We start from the raw sequence: 2235 nt of genomic DNA on the forward strand, positions 1-2235 counted from the left end.
GAATAGCGCGTCACTACGCCAGTTTTCGGGGAACCTGGCGTCGGCGGGCTCGGGGATGACGTTGTAGTCCCCGGCCAGCACCAGCGCTTCCTCGAGCCTCAGCCGCTCTTCCGCCCAGCGCTCCAGCCTCGCCATCCATGACAGCTTGTAGGAAAACTTCCGCTCGTCCTCGACTGGGTTGCCGTTCGGCAGATAGAGGGAGGCGACCCGCAGCGCGCCCTTATCGGTCGAGAAGACGCCTTCGATGAAGCGCGCGTGGTCGTCGGCATCGTCGCCAGGCAAACCGCGATTGACCTCGTCGAAGGGCAGCTTCGACAGGAGAGCGACGCCGTTGAAGCTCTTCTGCCCGTTGGTCTCGACATTATAGCCCAGCGCCTCGATCTCGGCGCGCGGGAACTGGTCGTCGACCGTCTTGATCTCCTGCAGGCACACGATGTCCGGCGCGCTCTCGGTCAGCCAGTGGGTGAGGTTGCCGATGCGGGCGCGAACGCCGTTGATGTTCCAGGTGACGATCTTCATGCGGACCTCAATGTTCTTCCGGCGCAAGGCGCTCGACGAGGCCGATCGTATTGCCTGCCGGATCCTTTAGAAAGGCCATCCATTCGCTTTCCCCCGCCGGACCGAACCGGCCCTCGGTGTCGCGATGGACCAGCGCCGGCGACGCGGTGAAAGGAACACCGGCGGCTTTCGCCTCAGCATGGAAGGCCTCGAGGCCGGCAATATCGAGATAGACGGTGCCGGGGGGCACGCCGTCGCCAAAAAACAGCCGCACGCCGCCCGCGATGATGAAGGCGATGCCCGGCGGATCGTAGCGCGCATGCACGCTCATGCCGAGCACATCGTGCCAGAAAGCCAGCGTTCTATCGAGATCGCGCCCGGCCGACAGCGCGACCTGACGGACCGCGCCGACCGTGGGCATGGCGGCCCGCTAGACGGAGAAGCTGGTGCCGCAGCCGCAGGAGGCGACGGCGTTCGGGTTTCGGATCTGGAAAGACTGACCCATAAGGTCATCGACGAAATCGATCACCGAGCCGCCCATATAGACCAGCGAGAGGTCGTCGATGAGGATCGTGGCGCCATACTTCTCGATGGCTACGTCGTCGTCGTTGCGACTGTCGACGAGATCGAACTTGTAGGAGAAGCCGGAGCAGCCGCCGCCTTCGACGGAAACGCGCAAGGCATTCTTGCCCGGCTCGCCAGCCAGAATCCTGGCGATCCGCTTCGCGGCCGCTTCGGTCATTTCGACCTTCATGGCAGTCTTGGCATCCGCGCCCATCGGCGTCACCTTGCTTTCGGTTTCCCATGATAGGTATGAAGCTGAGGGGGGCAAGTCAACTGGTGGGCGAATGGGCAAGGGTGCTCTCGGCGATATCGGTTTCGGCTACCGGCCGCGCGCCGTTTACGCGAGCGATCCGGCGCGCTCGCGCGGCCGCCTGTTCGATGAGCCGGAAAGCCCGACCCGCACGCCATTCCAGCGTGACCGCGACCGCATCATTCATTCCACCGCCTTCCGCCGGCTGAAGCACAAGACGCAGGTGTTCGTTGCGCATGAGGGCGATCACTACCGCACAAGGCTGACGCATTCGATCGAGGTGGCGCAGATTGCCCGCGCCCTGGCACGCGCGCTGCGCGTCGACGAGGATCTGGCGGAGGCAGTGGCCTTGGTGCACGATTTCGGTCACACGCCTTTCGGCCATACCGGCGAGGAGGCGCTGAACGAAAAGATGGCCGGCTGGGGCGGCTTCGATCACAACGCGCAGTCGCTGCGCGTCGTCACCCGGCTCGAGCGGCGCTACGCCGAGTTCGACGGGTTGAACCTCAGCTGGGAGACGCTGGAAGGGCTGGTCAAGCATAACGGGCCGCTTACCGATGCAAGCGGGAAGGGGCTCAAGGGCCCCGTGCCGCAGGCGATCCGCGACTATTCCGCGCTGCACGACCTCGAGCTCGACCGCTTCGCCGGCATCGAGGCGCAGTGCGCCGCGATCGCCGACGATATCGCCTACAACACGCATGACATCGACGACGGCCTGCGTGCCGGCCTGCTGACGCTGGACATGCTGGAAGGCATCGGCCTGCCGGGCTCGATCCTGAGTGGCGTGCGCGCCCGCTACCCGCAACTCGACGACGTTCGCACCGGCCACGAGCTGATGCGGCGGCAGATCACGCTGATGGTGGAGGATGTCATTGCTGCCGCTGCCGCCGCATCAGCTCGTGGCCGGTGCGAACGTCGTCGAG

General features: G+C 65.1%; 4 protein-coding genes. 1 reads left to right on the forward strand and 3 read right to left on the reverse strand.

The window, feature by feature from the left end; genetic code table 11:
• The 3 genes from EOA60_RS29585 to erpA form a co-directional block, all read right to left on the reverse strand.
• Positions 1-519, reverse strand: a 519-nt coding sequence (locus tag EOA60_RS29585; protein WP_128312371.1) for an exodeoxyribonuclease III, incomplete at its 3' end; no start/stop codon positions are given.
• Positions 520-526: 7 nt separating this feature from the next.
• Positions 527-919, reverse strand: a complete 393-nt coding sequence (locus EOA60_RS29590; protein ID WP_095778431.1) for a VOC family protein — start codon at positions 917-919, stop codon at positions 527-529.
• Between the two features lie 9 nt (positions 920-928).
• Positions 929-1276, reverse strand: coding sequence for an iron-sulfur cluster insertion protein ErpA (gene erpA, locus EOA60_RS29595; RefSeq protein ID WP_095825615.1), 348 nt, complete (start codon positions 1274-1276; stop codon positions 929-931).
• 70 nt (positions 1277-1346) lie between these two features.
• Between erpA and EOA60_RS29600 the strand changes: the two genes are divergently transcribed.
• Positions 1347-2235, forward strand: an 889-nt coding sequence (locus tag EOA60_RS29600) for a deoxyguanosinetriphosphate triphosphohydrolase (RefSeq protein ID WP_128312373.1), incomplete at its 3' end; no start/stop codon positions are given.

It is taken from the genome of Mesorhizobium sp. M1A.F.Ca.IN.020.06.1.1, assembly GCF_004023265.1.
Taxonomy (GTDB): domain Bacteria; phylum Pseudomonadota; class Alphaproteobacteria; order Rhizobiales; family Rhizobiaceae; genus Mesorhizobium.